General features: G+C 69.9%; 19 protein-coding genes. 10 read left to right on the top strand and 9 right to left on the bottom strand.

Annotated features, from left to right (window positions below; all coding sequences use genetic code 11):
* Nucleotides 1–48 precede the first annotated feature (48 nt).
* Nucleotides 49–1,440 carry an NAD-dependent succinate-semialdehyde dehydrogenase gene (locus NL114_RS18225; protein WP_254822340.1) on the top strand — a complete coding sequence of 464 codons (1,392 nt, stop codon included), beginning with the start codon at nt 49–51 and terminating at the stop codon, nt 1,438–1,440.
* Nucleotides 1,437–3,029 (top strand): acetolactate synthase large subunit, encoded by a 1,593-nt coding sequence (locus NL114_RS18220; RefSeq protein ID WP_254822339.1) that lies wholly within the window; start codon nt 1,437–1,439, stop codon nt 3,027–3,029. The genes NL114_RS18225 and NL114_RS18220 overlap by 4 nt, the downstream gene beginning before the upstream one ends.
* A 73-nt stretch (nt 3,030–3,102) precedes the next feature.
* Here NL114_RS18220 and NL114_RS18215 read toward each other — a convergent pair whose 3' ends face one another.
* Nucleotides 3,103–4,203 carry a CapA family protein gene (locus tag NL114_RS18215; protein ID WP_254822338.1) on the bottom strand — a complete coding sequence of 367 codons (1,101 nt, stop codon included), beginning with the start codon at nt 4,201–4,203 and terminating at the stop codon, nt 3,103–3,105.
* Nucleotides 4,204–4,504: 301 nt separating this feature from the next.
* On the opposite strand from NL114_RS18215, the gene NL114_RS18210 reads away from it, so the two are divergent.
* Together NL114_RS18210 and NL114_RS18205 are read left to right on the top strand one after the other, a co-directional pair.
* On the top strand, nt 4,505–5,026 hold the full coding sequence (locus NL114_RS18210; protein ID WP_254822337.1) for a response regulator: 522 nt from the start codon (nt 4,505–4,507) through the stop codon (nt 5,024–5,026).
* Between the two features lie 100 nt (nt 5,027–5,126).
* Nucleotides 5,127–5,741: a class I SAM-dependent methyltransferase gene (locus NL114_RS18205; RefSeq protein WP_254822336.1), complete on the top strand. Its 615-nt coding sequence runs from the start codon at nt 5,127–5,129 to the stop codon at nt 5,739–5,741.
* Nucleotides 5,742–6,022: 281 nt separating this feature from the next.
* Here NL114_RS18205 and NL114_RS18200 read toward each other — a convergent pair whose 3' ends face one another.
* Nucleotides 6,023–6,217, bottom strand: a complete 195-nt coding sequence (locus NL114_RS18200) for a cold-shock protein (protein ID WP_254822335.1) — start codon at nt 6,215–6,217, stop codon at nt 6,023–6,025.
* A 308-nt stretch (nt 6,218–6,525) separates the two neighbouring features.
* On the opposite strand from NL114_RS18200, the gene NL114_RS18195 reads away from it, so the two are divergent.
* Nucleotides 6,526–6,912 carry a FlaD/FlaE family flagellar protein gene (locus tag NL114_RS18195; protein WP_254822334.1) on the top strand — a complete coding sequence of 129 codons (387 nt, stop codon included), beginning with the start codon at nt 6,526–6,528 and terminating at the stop codon, nt 6,910–6,912.
* A gap of 114 nt (nt 6,913–7,026) precedes the next feature.
* Complete coding sequence (locus tag NL114_RS18190) at nt 7,027–8,163, top strand: actin-like salactin (protein WP_254824743.1); 1,137 nt, start codon at nt 7,027–7,029, stop codon at nt 8,161–8,163.
* Between the two features lie 47 nt (nt 8,164–8,210).
* Here the strand turns inward: NL114_RS18190 and NL114_RS18185 are convergent, their stop codons facing one another.
* Entirely contained in the window at nt 8,211–8,783 is a 573-nt protein-coding gene (locus NL114_RS18185; RefSeq protein WP_254822333.1) for a hypothetical protein, read from the bottom strand.
* A 138-nt stretch (nt 8,784–8,921) separates the two neighbouring features.
* Here NL114_RS18185 and NL114_RS18180 point away from each other — a divergent pair, with 138 nt between their 5' ends.
* Nucleotides 8,922–10,136, top strand: coding sequence for an MFS transporter (locus NL114_RS18180; protein WP_254822332.1), 1,215 nt, complete (start codon nt 8,922–8,924; stop codon nt 10,134–10,136).
* A gap of 32 nt (nt 10,137–10,168) precedes the next feature.
* Here the strand turns inward: NL114_RS18180 and NL114_RS18175 are convergent, their stop codons facing one another.
* Nucleotides 10,169–10,465: a hypothetical protein gene (locus tag NL114_RS18175; RefSeq protein ID WP_254822331.1), complete on the bottom strand. Its 297-nt coding sequence runs from the start codon at nt 10,463–10,465 to the stop codon at nt 10,169–10,171.
* 117 nt (nt 10,466–10,582) lie between these two features.
* Entirely contained in the window at nt 10,583–10,891 is a 309-nt protein-coding gene (locus NL114_RS18170; RefSeq protein ID WP_254822330.1) for a hypothetical protein, read from the bottom strand.
* Between the two features lie 161 nt (nt 10,892–11,052).
* Between NL114_RS18170 and NL114_RS18165 the strand changes: the two genes are divergently transcribed.
* Nucleotides 11,053–12,705: a vWA domain-containing protein gene (locus NL114_RS18165; protein WP_254822329.1), complete on the top strand. Its 1,653-nt coding sequence runs from the start codon at nt 11,053–11,055 to the stop codon at nt 12,703–12,705.
* 42 nt (nt 12,706–12,747) lie between these two features.
* Here NL114_RS18165 and NL114_RS18160 read toward each other — a convergent pair whose 3' ends face one another.
* The 3 genes from NL114_RS18160 to NL114_RS18150 all read right to left on the bottom strand — a co-directional run bounded on the left by NL114_RS18160 (nt 12,748) and on the right by NL114_RS18150 (nt 16,294).
* A complete protein-coding gene (locus NL114_RS18160) occupies nt 12,748–13,458 on the bottom strand; it encodes a FlaD/FlaE family flagellar protein (RefSeq protein WP_254822328.1) in 711 nt (236 codons plus the stop codon).
* Nucleotides 13,459–13,547: 89 nt separating this feature from the next.
* The gene (locus NL114_RS18155; protein ID WP_254822327.1) at nt 13,548–14,573 is read right to left on the bottom strand and encodes a deoxyhypusine synthase; all 1,026 of its coding nucleotides are present in this window, start codon (nt 14,571–14,573) and stop codon (nt 13,548–13,550) included.
* An 83-nt stretch (nt 14,574–14,656) separates the two neighbouring features.
* Complete coding sequence (locus NL114_RS18150; RefSeq protein ID WP_254822326.1) at nt 14,657–16,294, bottom strand: potassium channel family protein; 1,638 nt, start codon at nt 16,292–16,294, stop codon at nt 14,657–14,659.
* A gap of 128 nt (nt 16,295–16,422) precedes the next feature.
* On the opposite strand from NL114_RS18150, the gene folP reads away from it, so the two are divergent.
* On the top strand, nt 16,423–17,559 hold the full coding sequence (gene folP / locus NL114_RS18145) for a dihydropteroate synthase (protein WP_254822325.1): 1,137 nt from the start codon (nt 16,423–16,425) through the stop codon (nt 17,557–17,559).
* 64 nt (nt 17,560–17,623) lie between these two features.
* Here folP and NL114_RS18140 read toward each other — a convergent pair whose 3' ends face one another.
* On the bottom strand, nt 17,624–18,016 hold the full coding sequence (locus NL114_RS18140) for a DUF5658 family protein (RefSeq protein ID WP_254822324.1): 393 nt from the start codon (nt 18,014–18,016) through the stop codon (nt 17,624–17,626).
* 246 nt (nt 18,017–18,262) lie between these two features.
* Between NL114_RS18140 and NL114_RS18135 the strand changes: the two genes are divergently transcribed.
* On the top strand, nt 18,263–18,967 hold the full coding sequence (locus tag NL114_RS18135) for a 6-hydroxymethylpterin diphosphokinase MptE-like protein (RefSeq protein ID WP_254822323.1): 705 nt from the start codon (nt 18,263–18,265) through the stop codon (nt 18,965–18,967).
* Nucleotides 18,968–18,969: the final 2 nt, after the last annotated feature.

Raw genomic sequence — 18,969 nt, 5'->3', positions numbered from 1 at the left:
CGCCACGCCCGCAAACCGTTAGGCCCTCGCGGCCGAACCTCGGTCACGATGGAGTCACGGGACCCGGCGACCGGAGACCGGATCGAGACGTACGAGGAGCCGACCGAAGCGGAGGTGGACGCCGCGCTCGACCGGGCGGCGACAGCGTTCGAGGACTGGAGCGCGCGAACTACCCAGGACCGCTGCGGCCATCTCGAACGCGCGGCCGACCTGCTGCGCGAGCGGACCGACGAGTACGCCGAGCTGATGACCCGGGAGATGGGCAAGCCCATCGAGCAGGCCCGGGCCGAGGTCGAGAAGTGCGCGTGGGTCTGTGAGTACTACGCCGAGCGCGCCGACGAGCAACTCGCCGACGAGGTCATCGGTACCGGGGCCGACACCCGCTCGTTCGTGAGCTACGAACCGCTGGGACCGGTCCTGGCGGTGATGCCCTGGAACTTCCCGTTCTGGCAGGTGTTCCGGTTCGCAGCGCCCAACCTCGCCGCCGGGAACGTCGGGCTCCTGAAGCACGCCTCCAACGTCCCGGGCTGTGCGCTCGCCATCGAGGAGGTGCTCCACGACGCGGGCGTCCCGGGGGGCACGTTCCAGACGCTACTGGTGGGCTCGGGGACCGCCAACGAGATCATCGCCGACGACCGCGTCCGGGCGGTGACGCTGACCGGGAGCGAGCCCGCGGGCCGTGCCGTCGCCGAGCAGGCCGGGAGCGAGCTGAAGAAGACGGTGCTGGAACTCGGCGGCTCGGACCCGTTCGTCGTGCTCGAGGACGCCCCGCTCGAGGAGACCGTCGAGAAGGCCGTCACCGCGCGGGTCCAGAACAACGGCCAGTCCTGCATCGCGGCGAAGCGCTTCATCGTCCACACGGACGTCTACGACGCGTTCGTCGGGGGCCTGGTCGAGAAGGTCGACGCCCTGACCGTCGGGGACCCTGCTGACGAGGGCACCGACATCGGCCCGATGGCCCGCCCGGACCTCATGGAGGAACTCCACGACCAGGTCGAGCGGTCGGTGGAGGCGGGTGCGGACGTGGCACTCGGCGGCGAGCCACTGGACCGCGAGGGCGCCTTCTACCCGCCGACGGTGCTGACGGACGTGCCGCGCGATGCCGCGGCCGCCTGCGAGGAGACGTTCGGCCCCGTGGCCGCTGTGATGGAGGTCGAGAGCGAGGCCGAGGCGCTCGAACTCGCCAACGACTCGGACCTCGGACTGGGCGCGAGCGTCTGGACGAGCGACCTCGACCGCGGGGAGCGGTTCGCCCGCGGGTTCGAAGCGGGCTGTTGCTTCGTCAACGAGTACGTCAAATCCGACCCCCGACTGCCGTTCGGCGGCATCAAGAATTCGGGCTACGGGCGCGAACTCTCCCGCCACGGCATCCACGAGTTCGTCAACCGGAAGACCGTCTTCGTCAACCACGGCCTCGAATCGGAAGGTGACGGGGCGTGACGGACGATGGCTCGCGGACCGTCGCGGAGTGCCTCGTCGCCTGTCTCGAGGCCGAGGGCGTCGAGCACGTCTTCGGCGTCCCGGGCGAGGAACTGGAGGACCTGCTGTTCGCCATCCGTGACTCCTCGCTCACGTTCGTGCCGGTCCGCCACGAGCAGGGAGCGGCGTTCATCGCGGACGTCCACGGCCGCCTGACCGGCGAGGCTGGTGTCTGTCTGGGGACCCTGGGCCCGGGCGCGACGAATCTCCTCACCGGCGTGGCCGACGCGCAACTGGACAAGTCGCCGCTCGTCGCCATCACCGGGCAGGGCGGTCGCGAACGGCTCCACAAGGAGAGCCACCAGAAACTCGACATCGTGGGCACGTTCGAGCCGCTGGTGAAGTGGAACGCGCAGATCTCGGACCGGACCGCAGTCGCCGAGTCCGTCCGGAAGGCGTTCAAGGTCGCCGAGTACGAGAAACCCGGCGCGACCCACCTCGAACTCCCCGAGGACGTCGCGGCCGAGACGACCGATGCCGAGCCACTGCCGATTCGCGAGTCGGTCGCCCGACCGGCGCCCGACGACGAGACACTGGCTGCGGCCGTCTCGCTCCTCGAGTCGGCCGACCAGCCGCTCGTCCTCGCCGGCAACGGCGCGGTCCGAGCCGACGCCGCGAGCGCGCTCGCGACCTTCGTCGACCGGACAGGGGTCCCCGTCGTGTCGACGTACATGGCGAAGGGCGCGCTCCCCGACCGCGACGAGCGCTCCCTGATGACGCTCGATTCGGGCCCCGATGGGAACGCCGGAGGCGCCGTCGACGCCGCCGACACCGTCCTCGCGGTCGGGTACGACATCGCCGAGCACGACCCGGCGGGGTGGAACCCCGACGGCGAGAAGCAAGTCGTCCACCTCGACAGTGAACCCGCCGAGGTGTACACCCACTACAACCCCGACGTGGAGCTGGTCTGTGACCCCACGGCCGGACTGGAGCGACTCGCCGCCGCCGTCGACCGGTCGTGGGACCCCTGGTGCGTGGACGCCCACGAGCGCGTCTTCGAGCACGCGACGACCCGTCCGTCGGCGGACGACCCCGTGACGGTCGCGAACACGCTCCCGCTCCTGCGGGAGTCGATGGCCGACGCGGACGTCCTCGTCTCCGACGTGGGGAGCCACAAGATGGCCATCGCCCAGCGCTTCCCCGTCTTCGAGCCCGGCCGCTGCATTATCTCGAACGGGCTCGCGAGCATGGGTATCGCCGTCCCCGGTGGTCTCGCAGCGGACCTCGCGGTGGACGCGAACGTCGTGGTCGGGACCGGCGACGGCGGGTTCCTGATGAACGCCGCCGAACTGGAGACGGCGAAGCGGCTGGACTGCTCGTTCACCACCATCGTCTGGCGCGACGACGACTACGGCCTCATCTCGGAGAAACAGGCCGACCACACCGGTGAACACTACGGAACCGGGATCGGGAACCCGGATCTGGTGGCGTTCGCCGAGAGCTTCGGCCTCGATGCCACCCGCGCGGCGTCGCTCGACGAGTTCGAGGATGCGCTGTCCGCGGTCGACGACGACGCGCTCTCGCTCATCGAGGTACCCCTCGATGGGTAGAACCGCACGCCGAGATGCCACCCGAGCGGGAGGTCGGGTCGGCACGCTGGATGTGGGCGAGCCGGGTGTCGACTCACCCCTCGGTGACCGACACCCGAAGCGCCCCCGTCCCCGACTCGACGCGGACCGCCGTGTCGAACCGCGACGAGAGCGTCCGCATCCGTTCGAACAGCCAGCGCGCCACGTCGCCCGTCGCGCGGTGGGCGGTGCTCCGGCGGATCTCGACGGGATGCAGTCGGACCGCGACGACGCTGCCGGCCTCGACCACGAGTTCGAACAGGAAGCTCCGGTCGTTGTGGAGGCCCTCCTTCACGAGGTAGTCATCGACGAGGTCGCCGCAGTCGTAGAGGATGGGGGCGCCCTCGTACACCTCGATGCCGTGCGGGACGTGCGCGCTGTGGCCGTGGACGACATCGACGCCCGCGTCGACGAGCCACCGGCCGAAGGCTCGGCGTGCGGGGTGTTTGACCAGCGTCCAGTTCGGCCCCCAGTGGAGCGAGGCGACGACGAGGTCCGCACGGTCGACGGCCGGCCGCCGGAGCACGTCCCGGACGAGCCGGCGCGCACGCCAGCTCCGCTCGCCGAGACCCATCCTCGCGGTGCCCGGCCGCCGGGGGCCGGCGGCGAAGGCCGGCATCCGGTCGGTCAGCGCGAGGATGGCGACCGAGACCTCGCCGACATCGATGATGGCGGGTTCCAGCGCGGCCCGCCGGTCCGTCCCGGCGCCGGACGATCCGATTCCGGTCCGTTCGAGCCCGGCGAGCGTGTCCCGGAGCGCCGAGGGCCCGAAGTCGAGCGTGTGGTTGTTGGCGAGGCTGACCGCCCCGATGCCGGCCACGTCCAGCGCCGGAAGCGCCCACCCGCCAGTCCGGAAGTAGTAGCCCTTCCCCGGCCACCGGGTACCACGCTCGGAGATGCAGCATTCGAGATTGGCGAGGGTGCCGTCGAGTCGACGCAGGTCGGGCAGTAGCGTCCCCCAGACCGACTCCGGTCGTCGGTCGGCGTGGCGCTCGTCGACCCCCCGCCCCAGCATCACGTCGCCAGCCAGCCCGATCCGCGCGTCGCCACCGGCTCCCCCGTCGCTCGTCGACCCCGGCAGGGACGACCAAGCACAGCCCCCCATCGGGACGAGCGACGCGGTGGCTGCGAGAGTGGCCCGGCGTGTCGGCGACATCCGTGAGGAACGCGCGGGACGAACGGAGGAAAACCCTCGGGCGCGAACGATCCACGGCATGACGGAACCGTCACGGGACCGTCGTCCCGGAGTTCTGCTGCCCGGGGGTCGGTCGTTCGTCCCCGGAATCCATCAGGAGGACTACATACCTCGTTAAGGGCCCGGGATGTGCATGGTTCTCTCAGGCACGCCTCGGGCGGACACGGGCCGTGCGCCGGGCGCCGCACACGCGAGGCGGACCTCCCAGCCTGGAGTGTGGTGCCCCGGTAGCCTGCCACGGGGCCGCCGTGAGTGACCCACCATGACCACATCCGAGGACCCACCGACTGAAGACCTGGCGACCGAGGACCCACCGACCGAGGAGTCACCGGCAGGGGACTCGCGGATAGCGCCGACCGACCGCCCGGACGGAGGCACGGACGCGGCTGCCCGGCGGCTCCACGTGCTGCTCGTCGACGACTCGCCGGAACTCGTCGACGCCGTCGCGGGACTCATCGAGCGCGACAACGACGATATCAGGGTGACGACCGCCACCGGTGCCGTCACCGCGTTCAGGGAGCTGACCACCGCGACGGTGGACTGTATCGTCAGCGACTACCGGATGCCCGCGGTCGACGGTCTGGAGTTCCTCGACGCGGTCCGCGAACGCGACGAGGAGGTCTCGTTCATCCTCTTCACCAACAAGGGCTCCGAGGCGGTGGCGGACGCGGCCATCGAACAGGGGGTCACGGACTACGTCCCGAAGGGGACCGACCCGGACCACGAGCTGCTCGTCGAGCGCATCCGCGAGGCCGTCGGGGACTCGGCCGCGAGGTCCTCGTAGCGGCGTCCGGGCGAGCACGCCCGCCCGGCCCCGGCCGCACCCCCACGAGCTGGGCCGATGAATCCGACGGGTCTATCACGCTGCTCCCGGTTGTATCACTGTGGATTCTCACGATGTCCGGCGTCAGTGGGCGGAACGGTCCGGTGAGTTCTCACCGGCGTACTACGCCTACTACGGCCCGGACGAACGCAGCGAGGCCGTGCTGGGCGTGCTCGAGCGGTTCGTGGACCGCGACGCCCGGGTGCTCGAGCTGGGCTGTAGCTCCGGGCGTCACCTCGCGCACCTCCACGACGAGGGGTTCGAGCGCCTCGCCGGCATCGAGCTGAACGACGAGGCGCTGGCGGTGATGACCGACAACTACCCCGACCTCGCCGCCACGGGACGGTTCTACCTCGACGCCATCGAGGATGTCGTTCCCGAGTTCGACGACGACGCGTTCGACGTGACCTACTCCGTCGAGACCCTCCAGCACATCCACCCCGACGCCGAGTGGGTGTTCGACGACATCGCCCGCGTGACTGGCGACCTCATCGTCACCGTCGAGAACGAGGGCCACGACGAGGAGCCGCCGGCCGAGACGGAGGTCAACTACGTCCAGGACGAGGTCCCGCTCTACTATCGGGACTGGAACGCGGTCTTCACGCAGCGGGGATTCGAGCAGGTGGCCGTCGAGGACTGCGACCGCGACACGCTGCGGGCGTTCCGGGCCGTCTGACGGGTGCGTGCCCCAGAACGGGGCCGGCGGCTACGGTGCTCATGGATGGACCCCCTCGGAGACACATCCGACGGCCAAAATGAAGGCCTCGGCACTCATAGGGGTCGTCATCGCCGGGTGCCTACGCCGGCTCGGTGCGAGCGCTCGTCATCGGCCAGTCACCGGTAGTCCGGCCGGTGACAAAACGGGTCGGGTCCACTGCGAACCTGCCGCTCGTCGTGTAACAGTCAGAGAAGTTGCGGTGCGTGTGTCGCCGTCAGGCGACGTACGAAACCGTCAGTTCAGGCGCGGACGACGTTCGTCGCGCGCGGGCCCTTCGGGGCCTGTTCGATGTCGAACTCCAGATCAGTACCTTCGGTGAGGTCCTCGCCGCCGACGTCGTCCATGTGGAAGAAAACGTCCTCGTCAGAGTCCTCAGTCGTGATGAAACCGTAACCGCCCGTGTCGTTGAAGAAGTCAACCTTACCGTTTGCCATTGCGAGTAAACGGAAACCGAGAGCGGGGATAAGGGTTCCGAAAGTAGCGATACAGTTCGAAAAAACTCGATGGTGGCTTCCAATACGACCATTTCGTGAGAAATTGTGGAATAGATGTGCCTTCTTCCCTTCCGAATCACCTGTGCAGTCGGTGAGGGCGCTGACTTCGGCCGGAACCACAGTTCTCGGCGGGTCCCGGCGACCGTTCGTGCCGGGGTCACGACACCGCCGTGGCGGAGGGGCGCTGCGACCGGATGGGGCCGGAGTGACCCGGCCTGTTATGAACCTGCGGTTCACATCGAGAGTCGATGGGGGTCAACCCGCTGGAGTACGACGTGGAGGAACTGCGGGAGCTCCGGGAGCGGTCGGCATCGGGACCGGGAGAGGGCGGCAACCTGGGGGTCCAGCTCCCGTACCTGTCACACCTCCCGGCGGGTGCAGAGACGCAGGCGTTCGTGCTGGACTGGCTGGAGGACCTCGTGGCGGCCGCCGGGTTCGAGGGCGCCGTCGCGGCGCTGGAGTACTACCGCTTCATGGGGTGGATCACCCCGGAAGTCCGCGACGAACTGGAGGACCACCTTCTCGGGGTCGGCTACCGCCCCGGCCGGTTCGGCGACCTGGAGCGTGCCCACCACATGCGGAGCCTCGCACGCATCGCGCGGCTGGCGGAGATGGCCGACCCCGAGACCAGATAAGGAGCCGTCGGGAGCCGGTGTAGCCCGGAAGTATTTATCTTCCTCACGATACCGGGTCGTATGGCGACCGAACCTGACGACGTGGGGCAGGAGGGAGAACAGGACGAAGAGCGGATGGACTGGGACCGGGGGGACGAGGAGGAGTCCGAGGAGTCGGGCGCGGCGGCGTCCGGGAACGCGGAGAGCGCTCGTTCGGCCGACGCCGCGGCAGCGGGCAGTGGCGACCCCTCCCCGGTGGGCGTCAAGCTCGGCAGTACGCGGACGGTGCTGGTCCATCCGGACACGGACGGCGAGATGGCGACGACCACCACGCTGACCTGTCTCGCGACGTACGAGGACGCCATCACGGGCGAGGAGCGGCTCCTCTACGGCGAGGAGGCCGCGACGGAGTACCCCGACGAGGTGGAGTTCATGCTCCGGTCGGGGCTCCCCGAGGACGACGAGCGGGCCGACCTCGCCGGCCGCTTCTTCCGCGAGGTCGTCACGGCGAACGGCGTCGACCCGGACAGCGTGGTCGTGTACGCCATCCCGAGCATCGACAACGAGCAGGGGCTGGCGAACCTCGAGCGCGTCATCGACGACAGCGGCATCGGCGACCGGGCCATCCGGTCGTACCCCGAGTCGCTGTGCGGGGCGATTCCGGCGATGGGTGACGGGCTGGAGGCCATCGAGTCCATCTTCGTCGGCGTCAACCTCGGCTCGACGAACCTGGAGGCGTCGGCCTACCGGCGTGGCGAACAGCTCTCGCACTTCGCCACCGGCGCCGTCACCGGCAACGAGGTCGACCGGCGCATCGCGAACCTCGTCGAGGAGGAGACGCAGGGTCGGGTCAACATCGACGGGACGACCGCCCGCGAGTACAAGGAACAGCACGCCGACTTCGAGTCGTTCGAGCCGTTCACGGATGTCATCCAGCAGCCCGGCGGCGGCAGCCACGAGTTCACCATCGAGTGGAGCGTGATGGAGGCGCTCGACGAGTACGTGGACGAGGCCGTCGACGAGCTGGCCAACACCTTCCTCTCGGAGTTCGCCAACGACTCGATGAAGACGTACAACCTCGCACTGGACAACGACATCGTCCTCACGGGTGGGATGACCTGCATCCCCGGCCTCGTCGACGAGTTCGAGTCGCGGCTGGCCGATGAACTGCAGCGCGACGTGACGGTCATCGCCCCGGACGACCCCGTCACCGCCGCGGCCCGCGGCGCACAGCGCATCGCCGACCGACTGGTCGACCGCGGCGCGTACTGACTCCGCCGACACGCCATCCCAGGCACGATGCTGCTGCGGACGGGCAGCTATCCTTCGGTGCTGTTCCGGTCCGACGCCTCGTCCGCGCGGACGAACTCCTCACCCCGACTCAGCAGCCTCGCCTGCACACCCTTGTCGACGATATCCGGCTCCCGGTGGATGTCGTACCCCGAGACACCCTCCATGTAGACCTGCGTGTCGGTCGCCCAGAGGAGCGGCTCGAACCCGCCGGACTCGTGCCGCAGTTCCAGCTGGACCACGAGTCCCCGATGCCGGAGCGACCGGAGCGCGGCCGTCGGCGTTCGCCCGTGTCCGACACCGAGGACCCGTACTCGGTGATCGTACGCCCGGACGCGGGACAGCGGGAGGTCGAAGGTGTGTACGAGCGGCGTGGTCATCACCGGCGTCACACCGAACCGGTGGACCGGTTCCCCGTCGCCCGTGCGGTCGACGACGCGGCAGGAGAGGTGGTCCAGCCCGTCGGGGAACGACGGCAGCGCCGTCTCGACGGTCGCCCGGTACCGGTGGTCATCGGCGTCGGGGCCCGGATCCCGGTCCCGGTTCCGGCCCCGGTCGAGGGCTTCGAACACCCGTTCGGGCTCGGTGAAGTCGAATCGCATCCGTCGTCGGGGACAGCCCGCCGGCCGCAAAGAAGCCCACGACCCGCTGGGTGGACCCCTCGCAGCCCTGCGGGAGCAAGAAGGGCCCTCCGGAGGCGCAGGAAAGAGGGATGTATCGGGCCCGGTTAGGGGTAGTCGATGCCGGACCGTCGGGCCCGAGTCGTGCTCGCGCTGGTGGTCTTCAGCGTCCTGCTCGCGCAGGTCCTGCTCTACCCCGGCGTCGACCGGCTGGTGGGGGCGCTGGGCGCGACCACCGACCTCGACGCGAGCATGTGGTTCCTCGCGGCCGAGTTCAGCGCGTTCGTCCTGTTCGCCGGGCTCTGGGGCGCCGCCAGCGACGCCGCCGGTCGCCGCGTCCCGTTCATCGTCGCGGGGGCGCTCGGAGGGACGCTGGGCTACGTCGGACTCGCGCTCCTCCCGCGGCTGTTCGACCCCTCGTTCGAGGTGGTACTCCTGGTCCGGGCGCTGCAGGGTGCCGCGACCATCGCGCCCTTCTCGCTGGCGATGACGGCGCTGATGGAACTCGGCGGCGGCCACGGCCGCAACATGGGCGCCGCGGGTATCGCCATCGGCTCGGGCACGGCGCTGGGCGCGCCGCTGGGTGGGCAGCTCTACGGCGTGAGTCCCCTGCTCCCGCTGTGGGTCGCCGCCGGGGTCCTGCTCGTCGCTGCAGGACTGGCGCTGGCCGTCGGCGAGCCCGCTGCCGGCGCTTCGACGGCCGATGACACCGGTCGGGACGGCGACTCACTCCGTGAGGTCGTCGCGGGACTCCAGCGGACGCCGGCGCTGGCGGTCCCGTACGCGTTCGGTTTCGTCGACCGCCTGACGGCGGGCTTCTTCGCGCTCGTCGGGACGCTCTACTTCCGGTCGGCGTTCGAGGCAACCCCCGCGACCACGGGACTCCTGCTCGGGGCCTTCTTCGTCCCGTTCGCCCTCCTCCAGTACCCCTTCGGCGTCCTCTCGGACCGGATCGGCCGCACCACGCCGATCGTCGCCGGCTCCGCACTGTACGGGGTCGGCGTGGTGCTGGTCGGCCTCGCCCCGAGCGTCCCGTTCGTCGCGGCGGCGATGGTCACGGTCGGCGTCCTGGGTGCCTTGATGGCACCCGCGACGATGGCCCTGGTGACCGACCTCGCCGGGAGCGGCGAGCGGGGTGCGGCGATGGGCGGGTTCAACATCTTCGGCAGCGTCGGCTTCCTCGTGGGCATCGTCGGCGGCGGGACCGCCGCGGACGCGTTCGGATTCGAGTCGGCGTTCCTGCTCGCAGGGGGGCTCGAACTCCTGCTCGCGCTGGCGACGCTCCCGTTCCTCCTGCGGCTGGATGTCGACAGACGGGCGCTGTTCGCGCGATAGAAACAGCGTCGGCGGGTTCCGCGCGGCGCGGCTCAGTTCGTCCGTTCCTTCAGCGACTGCTTCAGGTCCTTGCCCTCCTGCTGGATGTCCTGCTTGAGCTCCTGGAGGAAGTTCTCGCCGGACGAGTCGCTGGACTGGAAGGCGTCCTCGATCATCTGTCCGACGTTCTGACCCGTGTCCTGGACCTGCTGTTGCAGGTCCTGGACGGCCGAGCCGGAGCTCCCGCCGTCCGACTTCGCCCGGTCGAGCAGGTCCTGAAGGCTATCGCTGGTGTTCTCGATCTCCTGCTGCAGGTCCTCGATCAGGTCGGACTGTGAACGACTGCTCATTGCACCCGGGAGAAGTCGCGTGATACTCAAGGGATTTTTGGCGGCTATCGTACAGAACAGGGCTCTCTATGCGTTCAGCCGCCGTTCGGCCTGTGATGGCCGGTCCGTTGAAGATGGTCAGTTCCGGCTGCCGCGGTCACCCATCTCCTCGGCCGCGTCGCGGAACATGTCCAGCAGCTCCTTGCGGGTCTGCTGGGTCTCCTCGCCCAGTTCCGCCAGGAGGTCGCTCCCGGGGAAGGGACTCGACTCGTTGAACTCGATGAACAGGTCCTCGAGCGCGGTGTTGGTCTCGTCGGCCGCGTCGATGAGGTCCTGCACGAAGTCCTCCGGGTCGATGTCGGTGTCCTCGAGCAGGTCCGAGAAGGGGCCGTCCTCGAACATCTGTGTCAGCTCCTCCACAGGGTCGTTGTCGTCGTTCGCACTCATGGCGGTCGGGGGTAGGGGAACCCAAGTGATAGTTGTGACGACAGGCCCGAAACCTGCGATGCAGTCCCGTATCGGGCCGCTACCGGGCCCGGCCGGTCGCTCAAATCCGCCTTTGATGCTACGTCGCCTACATGTGGCAGAGACACACACGTTCTGGTATCATGCGTCGGATGGCCCTCGCGGTGGCGACGGCTGCACTGCTGGTGACCGCTGGCTGCTCCGGGATGGGAGGCCCGGATGGGGGCGGGTTCGCCGCGAACGGCGGGGGAAGCGTCGGGCTCGCCGCGGGCGGCGCACAGGACGCTCACGCCTTCCGCGAGAACATCGACGCGGGCTACGTCCCCCAGCCGACGGACATGACCGCCGCCGGGCTCTACCACGACTACTACTTCGATACCGGGAACGGGAGCTGCGACCGGACGTTCTGCCCCTCGGCATCGCCCGCGGTGAGCCGTGACCCGCTCTCCAACGAGACCGAGTACTTCACGACCGTCGGGCTGAACTCCGGCATCTCACAGGCCGCGTTCGAGCGCCCGAAACTGAACCTGGTCGTGGTGGTGGACACCTCGAGTTCGATGTCCAACGAGATGCGCCGGTACTACTACGACGGCGATGAGGGCACACCCTCGGACGGGAACCCGGAGACGGTGCGGAAGATGCAGGCCGCGAAGCAGGCGGTCACGGCGATGACCGCTCGACTGAACGCGAGCGACCGGGTCGGCATCGTCGCCTACGACGACTCCGCGCGGGTGGTCCAGGAGCTACAGCGCGTCGACGAGACCGGACAGGCTCGTCTGACCGACCGGGTCGACTCGCTCCGGGCCGACGGTGGGACGAACCTCGACGCCGGGATGCAGACCGCGGTCGAGATGGCGAAACGACGGGCCGACCCCGAGAGCGACCGCGCTACCCGCATCGTCTACGTCACGGACGCGATGCCCAACACCGGGCAGACCGACGAGCGGGCCCTGGAGGAGCGACTCGGCGGCCACGCCGCGAACGGGATACACTCCACCTTCGTCGGGGTCGGCGTCGACTTCAACTCGGGGCTGGTCGAGCAGCTCAACGCCGTCGAGGGGGCGAACCACTACACCGTCCGCTCGGCCGAGGCCTTCCGGGAGCGCATGGACGAGGGGTTCCAGTACATGGTGACGCCGCTCGTCTTCGACCTCCGGGTGCAGGTGCAGTCCGACGGGATGGACGTGGCCCGGGTCCACGGCACGCCGGACGCCAACGCGACGAGCGGCGAGGTGATGCACGTGAACACGCTGTTCCCGTCGCGGCGCGAGGGGAACCGGACCGAGGGGAGCGTGACCCTCGTCGAGCTGGAACCGACCGGCGACGGCCCGAAGCGGGCGACACTGGTGGCCACCTACCGGACCCGTGACGGGGAGCGTCACCGGACGACCCGGACGGTCGACCTCCGGGACCGTGAGCCGGAGTTCTTCGCCACCACGGGCGTCCGGAAGGCGGTCGCGCTGGCGCGTTACGCCGAACTCGGGCGGTCGTGGGCGGCCTACGAACGGCGGAAGGCGGCCGGCCGTGGACCGACCACACCCGCCGAGGGCGACGGGATTCCGGCACTCACGGCGACCGGCGGCAGCGAGTGGGAACAGCGCTCGCTCGACCTGCAGGTGTCCCCGGTGTATCGCGCGCGGTTCGACCGGTTCGCGGACTACTTCGCCCGCGAGAAGCAGGCACTCGGAGCCGAGCGGATGGAGCGCGACCTTGAGATCGTCCGGACCCTCGCCAACGGAACCTGGTCGGGGGCCCCGACCGTCACCCCGGGTGAACCGGGCGAAGGCGTGGCCTGACGGCGGTCGCAGCGGGACGGTCACCCGCTCCAACGGACCGCGTCAGTCCCCGTGATGCCCGGCGATGTGGACGAGGAACTCGAGGCTCGTGCGATGGTCCTCGGTCGTCAGCCCGGGCGGGTCGCCGGCCGGGTCGGGCAGGCCACCGAGGTAGTCCTGCAGGTTCGCAGCCGCGTCCTCGGTCAGCCAGTCGATGGCCCGGTAGTACTCCAGCGCGTCGTGTGCGCCCTGGCTCCCGGCCCGTTCGACGAGGCCCTCCAGCCACCGGAAGATCAGCAACTCGGTCGCCGCTCCGCCCGGGAGAGAGCGCAGGTACGGCCGTTCCTGCGAGGCCGCGCCGGTGAGTGCCGCGGACGCGAGTTCCGGCCGGCCGTTGTGCGGTGCCCGGCTACGGGCCGGCGGCTCGCGCCCGGCCCTCTCGCGTCGGCGGGTCGCGGTCCCGTGGGTCGTCCGCCCATCCGAGGCCCGGAGGTGGACCGGGACCTCGCCCGTGTACTGCTCCTCGCCCGCCACCGACCGCTCGCCGTGCTCCGGCGACCGGTTCGTCGCCCCCGGTGGCGTCGCATCCGGCTGCTGCGGCCCCGTCTCCCCCCACGGGTCCGGCCCGCCAGCGACGGCGGCCCCACCGTCGGCTCGATGCTCTCTCCCCTGTCCCTCCGGCCGGTCCTCCGGAGGCGGCTCCGTCCCATCCGCCGCCGGCCGCGCGACCTGTCGGAGCTCCATCAGGTCGTACTCCTGGGGGCTCAACTGCATGCTATCGCGAGGATGGGTGTCCTCGGTTGATAAAGGCGGAGTCGGATTCGACGCTCGAAACGGCCCGCCGCCAGTGGGTGCCTGCCCGGTCACTCCAGCCGGTCCAGCGCGCCCGCCACGACCAGCGGGAGCGTGATGGTCGCGTCCGCGTAGACGGAGACGTTCCGGGCCTCCTTCTCCAGTTTCCCCCACGACCGGGCCTCGTCCAGCGTCGCACCGGAGAGGCCGCCGGTCTGTGGCGGGTCCATCGTCAGCTGGACGGCGTAGTCGTACGCGCCCGGCGTGACGAGCATCGTCTGGAGGACGTAGTTCTTCGGGACGCCGCCGCCGACGACGAGCGCGCCCGTCTCGTCGGCCTCGTACGCGAGGTCGTTCAGGTCACTCATATCCGAGAGCGCGTCGAGCGAGAAGCCCGACACCTGCGAGTGGAGCCACGCCTGGAGCCCCAGTACGGAGTCCTGCACCGCCGGGACGTAGATGGGTACGTCGTGTTCGTGGGCGGCCGCCGCGATGCCGGCGTCCTCGTCCACGTCGTCCGCGTCGTTCACGCGGGCGTTCGCCGCGCCGAGTGCGTCGGTGAACGCGGCGATGGAGACGACCTCCTCGCCCAGCTCCGGGAACACCTCCTCGCGGAGGTGCTCCTCGAACGCCGCGAAATGCTCCTGCGGGAGGTAGACGTTGTAGATGCGGTCGACGCCCTCGTCGCGGAGCTGCTCGTCGTGCTCGCGCTCCGTGCGGTCGGGCGCGTGGACCCGGCCGTGGTGGTGCTTCCCGCCGATGGCCTCGATGGCGTCGTGGGTCAGGTTCGCGCCCGTCGTCACGAGCGCGTCGATGTGGCCATCCCGGATCAGGTCGGCGACCAGCGCCCGCATCCCCGCCGGCACCATCGCGCCCGCCAGCCCCACCAGCGTCGTCACGTCGTCGTCGAACAGCTCTGCGGTCACGTCGACGGCCTCGTGGAGGTCCGCCGCGCCGATTCCGGCGTCGCCGTACTCGGCGACGAGGTCGGCGACGCTCATCCCGGCGCGCACGTCGACGTGGTCGACTGGGTCGTGGCTGAACTCCTCGCGGGGTGGCTCTTCGTGTGCGTCGTCCTCTGGGGCGTCTTCGGTCATACCGGCGATGCGGGCGGTGGGTGTTTGAACGGCGTGGTTGGCGGGGATGGGCGACCGGGTCGAGGCCGTGACGACGACCGGCCTCAGTCGTGGAAGCGGGCCTCGAACCGCTCGACGCTCGCGTCCGTTCCGGCGACGACCACCTCGTCGGTCGGCTCGAAGACGAACTCCTGTGGGTCGATATCGGTGACGGTGTCGCCCTCGCGCTTCACCGCGAGGACGGTACAGCCGGTCGCTTCGCGCACGGCGGCATCCGCCAGGGTCCGCCCGTCGAGGTCGCCGGCCGGCAGCTGGACCACCTCGATGCGCTGGTGGTAGCCCAGCACCTCCTCGTCCTCGAAGACGGTCGAGAGCATCATCCGGCCGCTGACGGTGGCCAGCGACTGGACGTAGTCCGCGCCGGCCCGGTAGAGCTTAGGTTCGTCGGCCTCCGCGTCGGCGCGGGCGACGATATCGAGGTCCGGGTTGCGGTCGCGCGCGACCAGCGTCGCGAACACGGTCGAGGTATCATCGCCGAGCGTGAGGACGAACGCCTGCGCCTCGCCGATGCCGGCGGCATCGAGCTGGTCCGGCTCCCTGGCGTCGCCGACCACGTCCACGCCCTCGGCGTCCTCGCGGTCGAGGACCGTCAGGCGGGTGTTGGTGTCGGCCAGTGCCTCGCGGGCGGCCACACCGGTCTGCCCGAGCCCGGCGATGACGACGTGCTGGGGGGCGAGCGGGCGGACGCTGGCGGCCGTCGCGTTACGGAGTTCGTCGAGCTCTGCCTCGCTTCCCGCGACCAGCAGCCGCGTTCCTGTCCGGATAATCGTCCCGGGGTCGACGGGCATACGGAAGTCGGTGTCCACCCACGCGCCGATGACCGTCACGCCGAACCGGTCGCGGATGCGGGCCTCCCGGAACGACTGCCCGGCGAGGTCGCTCCCCTCGCGGACGGCCACCTCGACGAGTTCGAAGTCCTCGCCGATGACGACGCCCTCCTCGACGTTCGTGGAGACGGCGGTGGGGACCTGCGCGGCGAGACTCCGGCCCAGCAGCTGCCGGGGCGAGAGGACGTCGTCGGCGCCCGCGATGCGGTGGTACTGGGCGAGGTCCGCGTCCTCGATGAGCGTCACCACGTCCACGTCGGGCGCGACCTCGCGGGCCGTCAGGACGACGCTGGCACTGATATCGTCCGGCGCGTCGACGAGGACGGCCCGTGCGTCGGCCAGCCCCGCGTTCTCCAGCGTCTCGCGGCTCTCCGGGTCACCGTGGACGACCGGTACCTCCTCGCGGTGCAACTCGACGGCGGCCTCGCGGTCGGGTTCGACGATGACGTAGTCGTGGCTCCGGCTCCGGAGTTCCTCCAGGAACGTCTCGCCGAGCGACGTGTAGCCACAGACCACGACGTGGTTGGCCAGGTCCGGCGCCGCCGTGGGGGGCTCGACGGCCAGCGCATCCCGTATCCACGGCACGGCGAACACGTCGACGGCCGTCAGGATGAGTCCGATACCGGTCAGCTGCATCACGACCACGAGGACGTTCATCTGTGGCGTCGCCCACGGCGCGTCCTCGCCGTACCCGGTCGTGGTGAACGTCTGGAAGACGACCTCGACCGACCGGTACAGCGGCTGGGGCCGGCCCTCCCACACCCGCATCCCGGCGTTGTAGGTCAGCGTGAACGCGACCGTCACCAGCAGGACGGCGGCGAAGTAGTAGGCAGCACGGCGGTTACGCCACACCATGGCGGCGTTACCCCGGCGGGGGTCCTGAACCCACCGCCCTGGCTCGCGCGCTCGTCGGGTCGGTCCACCACGCTCGTCGAACCGCCGGTTTCCGTAGGTCTTTCCGCCCGCCGCCCCTCGATTCGGCTATGCGAACCGTCGACGCGGCCGGCCTGGCCATCGGCGACGACCAGCCCACCCGCATCATGGGCGTGCTGAACGTCTCGAAGGAGTCCCCGTACAAGCCCAGCGTGTTCGACGATTCCGGCGCAGCGGCCGAGTACGTGGACGAGGCGCTCATCGGCGAGGGCGCGGACATCGTCGATGTCGGTCTCGAATCCGCGAACAAGCGCCTCGATGTCCTGTCGGCCGAGGAGGAACTCGACCGCCTGGACACGGCCGTCGAGACCATCCAGTCCGTCTCCAGCGACGCCGTCTTCTCCATCGAGACGCGCTACCACGAGGTCGCCGAGGCCGCCCTCGACCGCGGCTTCGACATGGTCAACGACATCTGTGGCTTCGCCGACCCGGAGATGCCCCGCGTCTGCGAGGAGTACGACGTGGCCGTCGGGAAGATGGCCTCCCCGCCGGACCTCGAACGGCCGGGCGCCGTCGAATCGGTGGACGACATCTACGAGGCCCTGTCGATGAACGGCTTCACCGAGAAGACCATCGTCGACCCGGCCTTCGGCGGCTGGTCGGAGGCCAAAACCCTCGAGGACGACCGCAAGACGTTCCGCCGGCTCCGGGAGTTCCGGGGCTACGGGCGTCCCATCCTCGTCTCCATCAACCGGAAGAACTTCCTCCGCGACCTGGCCGGCCGCGACACCGAGGCGGCCCTCCCGGTGTCGCTGGCCGCGACCGCGATGGCCATCGAGCGCGGCGCCCACGTCGTCCGCACGCACGACGTGGCCGAGACCCGCGACGCCGCGCTCGTCGGCGACGCGTTCACGCCGAACCGCCTGCACGAGGCGTCCGCGGGCGTCGAGGAACTGGACGCGCGGACGCCGACGGAGGTCCAGCGACACCTGGACCGGCTCGGCGCGCCGGCCGACATCGACCACGCCGCCCGTGCTGCGACCCGGGTGTTCGAGCTGTCGGGGCTGACCGAACCCGACCGCGCGACGCTGACGGCACCGCCCGTGGGCGCCGGCTTCGCTCCCGGGAGCGAGCCGGGGACCGGCGTCCTCTACGGGACGCCCGCGGCACTCCGGGCCGTCGTCCGCGAGGTGGACGGCTCCGACCGACTACGGGCGGCGCTGGAGCGTATCGAGGACGCGCTGTAGGAGATAATCAACTTCTAAAGGAAGTTGTCCTGTTCTTTCAGATACACATCAACAATGTTCGCAGTTATCCAATGAGGAGGCGGATATTGTAGGCAGTCGCGAACGCCCCGACCACCGCGAGGAAGACGGGTGGCGTGTAGTAGAGCATCCGGTCGTGGTCGCGGGTCGCGTAGATGCTGACGGCGATACCGAACAGCATCGCCACGAGTTTCAGTCCGATGAGGCCGGCCTCGCCGAACGCGTCGATGGCTGTGGCCATGGCCACGTTCCCCTCGGCCACGGTCTGTGAGTGATTGACGATCGCGAGTGTGGTCACACTGTCGCCGACGACGTACGTGGCCGTGGCGATGAGCCACAGCCTGGCGAACTCCTCCGTGCAGAAGCGCCCGAGCGAGGAGAGCTCGCCCGCCCGGCCCACCACACCTGCTCCGTCGTCCGTATCGGTCCCGACGCTCATTCAATCTCCCGTTCGTTACCGGTACTTGAAAGCCCCCCGACCGTTCTCCCAGCGTGAAAACACACGTCCGACAGGGGTCCGACGCCCGAACGCCAGGTATCAGCGTTCGGACGAGAAAACTTATGACATCCCCACGACAACGCGCAGGTGGAAGCCGGAGGGCACACCGGGTAGGGGTACCTTGGTGCCCTTCGGCCCGCAACCTATCTGCGGAGTCACAGCAGCCCCCGAGCCACAGGTCCAGTAATGCGCTTCGAACAGTGGAACCCCGTCTACGAACGACTCCTCGCCGACCTCGGCTACGACCGGGGCGGCGACGAGCGAGCCCGCGACCGACTGGCCGTGCTGGCGAGCCCGTTCGACCTCGTTCCCCTCCGCGAACGGGTTGCGGGTGCGACCGTCGCCGTGGCCGGTGGCGCCGAGCGACTGGTCGACGACCTCGATGTCGCCCGGGACGCCGACGTGGTGTTCGCGGCCTCCGTCGCGGCCGACACCTGCCGCGAGCACGGCGTCACCGTCGACTGCATGGTGACCGACCTCGACAAGAACCCCGACACGGCCCGACGGTTGACCCACGAGGGCGTCCCCGTGGCCGCGCACGCCCACGGTGACAACCTCGCCCTCGTCGAGTCGGTCGTGCCGGACTGCGATCCCGATGCGCTCCTCCCGACGACGCAGGCCGCACCCGTAGGGCCGGTCCGGAACTTCGGCGGGTTCACGGACGGCGACCGGGCGGCCTTCCTCGCCGACCACCTCGGCGCCGACAGCCTGCGGTTCCCGGGCTGGGACCTCCGGGACCCGACGGTCGGCGCGGAGAAGCACGCGAAACTCGACTGGGCCGCACGGCTCCTCCGCTGGCTGGAGCGCCGGCGCGACGAGGCGTTCGCGCCGCTGGACGGGCGCCGTCCGGCGCTCGATGCCGACCCACTCACGCCGCCGTACGACGACTGACG

Origin of the sequence: Haloglomus halophilum (assembly GCF_024298885.1) — an archaeon.
Classification (GTDB): Archaea; Halobacteriota; Halobacteria; order Halobacteriales; family Haloarculaceae; genus Haloglomus; species Haloglomus halophilum.
The sequence above is the reverse complement of the archived record's forward strand: the minus strand, read 5'-3'. Positions and strand labels throughout refer to the sequence as shown.